Annotated in this window: 7 protein-coding genes; all 7 read left to right on the forward strand. The window is 70.3% G+C overall.

Annotation, left to right across the window (positions count from 1 at the left end; all coding sequences use genetic code 11):
- Nucleotides 1–300: ATP-binding protein (locus VR44_RS09255; protein ID WP_045946923.1), on the forward strand; the 300-nt coding region annotated here is incomplete at its 5' end.
- Nucleotides 300–989: a response regulator gene (locus VR44_RS09260; RefSeq protein WP_045946924.1), complete on the forward strand. Its 690-nt coding sequence runs from the start codon at nt 300–302 to the stop codon at nt 987–989. The genes VR44_RS09255 and VR44_RS09260, both read left to right, overlap by 1 nt.
- 110 nt (nt 990–1,099) lie before the next feature.
- Nucleotides 1,100–1,345: a hypothetical protein gene (locus VR44_RS09265; RefSeq protein WP_045946925.1), complete on the forward strand. Its 246-nt coding sequence runs from the start codon at nt 1,100–1,102 to the stop codon at nt 1,343–1,345.
- Complete coding sequence (locus VR44_RS09270) at nt 1,345–2,001, forward strand: pilus assembly protein TadG-related protein (protein ID WP_045946928.1); 657 nt, start codon at nt 1,345–1,347, stop codon at nt 1,999–2,001. The genes VR44_RS09265 and VR44_RS09270 overlap by 1 nt, the downstream gene beginning before the upstream one ends.
- A 30-nt stretch (nt 2,002–2,031) precedes the next feature.
- The gene (locus VR44_RS09275) at nt 2,032–2,622 is read left to right on the forward strand and encodes a hypothetical protein (protein ID WP_045946926.1); all 591 of its coding nucleotides are present in this window, start codon (nt 2,032–2,034) and stop codon (nt 2,620–2,622) included.
- 4 nt (nt 2,623–2,626) lie between these two features.
- Nucleotides 2,627–3,271 (forward strand): OmpA family protein, encoded by a 645-nt coding sequence (locus VR44_RS09280; RefSeq protein WP_045946927.1) that lies wholly within the window; start codon nt 2,627–2,629, stop codon nt 3,269–3,271.
- A gap of 91 nt (nt 3,272–3,362) precedes the next feature.
- Nucleotides 3,363–4,202: an aminoglycoside phosphotransferase family protein gene (locus tag VR44_RS09285; RefSeq protein ID WP_094191518.1), complete on the forward strand. Its 840-nt coding sequence runs from the start codon at nt 3,363–3,365 to the stop codon at nt 4,200–4,202.
- Nucleotides 4,203–4,205: the final 3 nt, after the last annotated feature.

A 4,205-nucleotide genomic window follows, 5' to 3' on the forward strand; every position in this document is an offset into this window, starting at 1 on the left:
GCCCACCACCTCCTCTCCATCGCCGCGGAAGCCCTGGAGAACGCCCGCCGCCACGCGCACGCCACCCGGGTCACCCTGACGGCGGCCACCACTCCGACCCACCTCACCCTCACCGTCACCGACGACGGCCCCGGCCTCCCGCCCGGCGGCCCTCCGTCCACACGCCGGGGCCACTACGGCCTGCTCGGCATGCGGGAACGCGCGGCGGCCCTCGGCGCCGACCTCCGCCTGGGCCCCCGCCCGGACGGCACCCGGGGCACCCGAGTCCACCTGACCCTCCCCCTGGAAGGGAGCCCCTGATGCCCGGCCGCCTCCGCGTCCTGATCGCCGACGACAACCCGGTCGTACGGGCCGGCCTGGCCGCGCTGCTGGCGGCGGCGGACGGCATCGAGGTGGCCGCCGAGGCCGCCGACGGCCGCGAGGCCCTGAGCCTGACCCGCCGCCACGCCCCCGACCTGATCCTCCTCGACGTCCGCATGCCGGGCGTGGACGGCATCTCGGCACTGCCGCACCTGGTGCGGCTGGCGCCGGTGCTGATGCTCACGTACAGCCGGGAATCGGAAATCGTCCGGGAATCGCTCCTGCTGGGCGCGGGAGGCTACCTGGTGCACGGCGAGTTCACGCCGGAGGAGCTGGTGAGAGCGGTCCACGACGTCCGCGAGGGCCGCCCCCACTTCACGCCAACAGCGGCCGGCACCCTCCTCACCGACCTCCGCACCTCTTCGCAACAGCAACGAACTGTGGCACAGTCTCCGGAGCGGATGCACAACTCCGTGCTCTTCGGCTTGAGTTCGCGGGAGGTGGAGATCATGGACCTGATCGCGTCCGGGATGAGCAACCAGCAGATCGCGGCGGCGTGCTTCATCAGCGAGAAGACGGTGAAGAACCACATCAATCGCATCTTCGCCAAACTCCAGAGCACGAGCCGCAGCGAAGCGATAGCCCACTGGCTGGGAACCGCCCGCCCGGGGGTGGGTGGACATGGGTAGACGCAGTGCGCAGTGGGTCCGTAATTGGGCCCCGGGACCCTTGGTGACGACCGCTAACTCCCCGTACGGTCCGCAAATCGACAGCGGCACCGGTACGGGAGGGAACCCCCATGTCACACAACACGCTGCTGAAGGCGTCGGTCGAGGCGAAGCTCCGCCTGACCGGCTGGACGGACACGGCGGTGTCCCGCATCCGCAAGCGCTACTCGAACCTCGACAGGGGGCAGACCGCGTTCGAGTACCTGGGGATCATCCTGGTGGTCGTGGTGATCATCGGCGCGATTGTCGGCTCTGGTATCGGGACCGAGATCACGACCCGGATCAAGAAGGCGGTAATGGACATCAAAGCCGGGTGATGGTGGGGCGCGTGCACCCGCCGTCGGACCGAGGGCAGGCCTTTCCTTTCTACGTCGTCATGGTGGCGGGCCTGCTCTTCGCGGCGCTTGCCCTCTTCGTCATCGGCCAGGCGGCCGTCACCCGCAGCGATGCGCAGGGCGCGGCCGACGCGGCCGCTCTGGCAGCTGGAAGGGAAGCCCGAGACCGCGTCCTGATCGGTCTCGACCTCGCTGTACTCAAGCCTGAGGACTGGGCGAAGATCGTGGACGCCGACTATCTCAAGTCGGGCGGTGCCTGTGCCCAGGCCGACGTCTTCGCGGCTCGCAACGGTGCGAAGGCCCAATGTGAGGCGGCACCACCCAAGTTCACCGTCACGGTCGAGAGTGACCGGACGGTCGGTGATTCGGTGGTTCCGGGTACGAACAGCATGCACGGGACGGCGACGGCCACGGCCTTGGTCGAGTCGAAGTGCCACCTCCAGGAGGTGGCTACTCCGAGCCCCGCGCCGACTGTGCCTTCCGGGGGTGCCACGCCAGAGCCCACTCCGACGGCCTCAGCGGCTCCCGTCGTCACGTTCACCTGTGACAAGGGCGACCCGATCAAGCTCGATCCGATGAAGCCGGGGTCCCTCCGCGATCTGGGCAGGAAGCTCTTCAGCGTGCGCCTCGTCAACTGACGGGGAACAAGAGACAAGGAAGCGTCATAGATGGGCATTCGGCACATGGCAAAGATGCGTGGGGGAGCGGCTCTCGCGGTCGCGACGCTCTTGGCCCTCACCGCGGCCGGGTGCGGCGGTGGCGGCGGTAGTGACGCGAAGGACGCATCGAAGCCATCGCAACCGCAGTCGCAGAACGCGGGTGCTCAGGCTTCGGCCCCTGCCAAGGAACAGAGCTCCGCTCCGGCTGTGGTCATCGCCACCCTCAAGGGGCAAGAGGGCATGGTGCTCGAGATCAATTCCGTCCAGCGGGATCCGGGCGGGTTCCTCACCGTCAACGGGCAGATCAAGAACACAGGTAACGAGGCGTTCGCAGGGACGTCGGCGTGGCGCGGCATTGAGCTGAAGGGAAGTGGCGAGTCCTTGGCCGGCGCGACGCTGGTCGACAAGGTCGGAAAGAAGCGCTACTACGTGCTGCGGGACACAGAGTCCAGGTGCTTGTGCACCACTGGGTTTTCTAGCGTGGCGCCAGGACAGGTGTTGCCTTTCTTCGCCCAGTTCCCCTCACCCCCTGCCAACACCACCGAGGTGGAGTTCAGCCTCCCCACCTTCGCCACGGCCACCGTCAAAATCTCCGGGTGACCCCATGACAAAACGCCGCCCCCACCGCGCCTCCGCCGCGACAGCCGTCGTCGGCCTCGTCATCGCCGGAGTCCACCTCCTCGGCGCGACCAGCGCCCACGCCGACGACCCCAAGCCCTCCGTACCCCCCGGCACCGAACCCTCTTCCGCCGCGCCCGTGCCCATCGACTCCAACGCCCCCGGCCTGAAGATCCCCCAGGGCGGCACCCTCGCCCCCATCAAGGTCCTCGACATCGCCGAGGTCGTCGAAGACCTCGGCGGTGAGCAGCGTCGGCAGGAGACCAACCAGAACGTCATGATGGCCCTCCAGTCCGAGGTCCTCTTCCCCGAGAACAGCGCCGTCTTCAACGCCCAGGCCGCCGCCCGCATCCAGGCCATCGCCCAGGAGATCAACACCCAGAAGGCCACCCGCATCCGCGTCTTCGGCTTCACCGACGACCAGGGCAGCTACGAACACGGCAAGGAACTCTCCAAGCAGCGCGCCGACGCCGTCCAGGCGGAACTCGCCAAGACCGTCACCACTCCCGGCGTCACCTACGACGTCCGCGGCTACAGCGAGGACTACCCGATCGCCGACAACAGCACCGAGGAAGGCCGCAAGAAGAACCGCCGCGTCGAGATCACCTTCCCCCGCGGCGCCGCCGGCTAGCCCGGCCCCGCGCTACCGTGACGGGATGATCGAACCGCCGGCGGCCTAGGGCGAGCCCGGAGCCGCATGGCTCGCCGACCTCCCCGGGACCGTGGAGGAACTCCTCGCACGCTGGGACTGCGTCCCGGACGGCGAGGTGACGCACGGCGGCGTCGGCCTCATCGTCCCCGTGCATCGGCGCCGCCACCCCGCCGGCCCCGCCGTGCTGAAGGTGTCGTTCCCGCACCCCGGCAACGTCCACGAACCCGACGCCTTCACCGCCTGGCGCGGCCGCGGCGCCGTCCACCTGCTGGAACGGGACGACGACCGGTTCGCGATGCTGCTGGAGCGCGCCCGGCCGTCGACCCTCGCGGACGTCGAGGACGGCGACGAGCTCGTCACGGTCGCCGGCCGCCTCAACCGCCGCCTCGCCGTGCCCGCCCCGCGCGGCCTGCCCCGGCTGCGCGAGCAGGCCGGTGCCTGGGAGGAGCAGCTGCGCGCGGACGCCGCGGAGCTCCCGCACACCCTCCCGCCCGGGGTGCTGGGGGCCGCCGTGGCCACCGTCCGGGAACTGGGCCCCACCCAGCCGGACACCCTCGTCCACGGCGACCTCCACGCCCGGAACATCCTGCGCGCCGACCGGGAGCCATGGCTGGCCGTGGACCCCAAGGGCTACGCGGGCGACCCCGCCTACGACGGCGGCACCCTGCTGAAGTCCCGCGCGCCGGCCCTCATCGAAGCGGACGACCCCCGCAAGGCGGCCCACCGCATCCTGGACGTGTTCGCCGAATCCGCGGAACTCGACCGCGAACGCGTTCAGCGCTGGGCGCAGTACCACGCCGTCCAGGCGGCGCTCTGGGGCCGCCGCCACGGCTTCCGCATCGCCCGCGGCGGCCCCCGCCTGGACCGGCTCACCGCACTCGCCGACCGGCTGGCGGAGCTGCTCACCTAGGGC

The sequence above is a fragment of the Streptomyces katrae genome (genome assembly GCF_000966975.1).
Taxonomy (GTDB): Bacteria; Actinomycetota; Actinomycetes; order Streptomycetales; family Streptomycetaceae; genus Streptomyces; species Streptomyces katrae.

Coding starts and splice junctions, on each gene's coding strand:
- VR44_RS09270 (WP_045946928.1), top strand. CDS start 1,345: ATGGTGGGGCGCGTGCACCCGCCGTCGGACCGAGGGCAGGCCTTTCCT.
- VR44_RS09260 (WP_045946924.1), top strand. CDS start 300: ATGCCCGGCCGCCTCCGCGTCCTGATCGCCGACGACAACCCGGTCGTA.
- VR44_RS09280 (WP_045946927.1), top strand. CDS start 2,627: ATGACAAAACGCCGCCCCCACCGCGCCTCCGCCGCGACAGCCGTCGTC.
- VR44_RS09275 (WP_045946926.1), top strand. CDS start 2,032: ATGGGCATTCGGCACATGGCAAAGATGCGTGGGGGAGCGGCTCTCGCG.
- VR44_RS09265 (WP_045946925.1), top strand. CDS start 1,100: ATGTCACACAACACGCTGCTGAAGGCGTCGGTCGAGGCGAAGCTCCGC.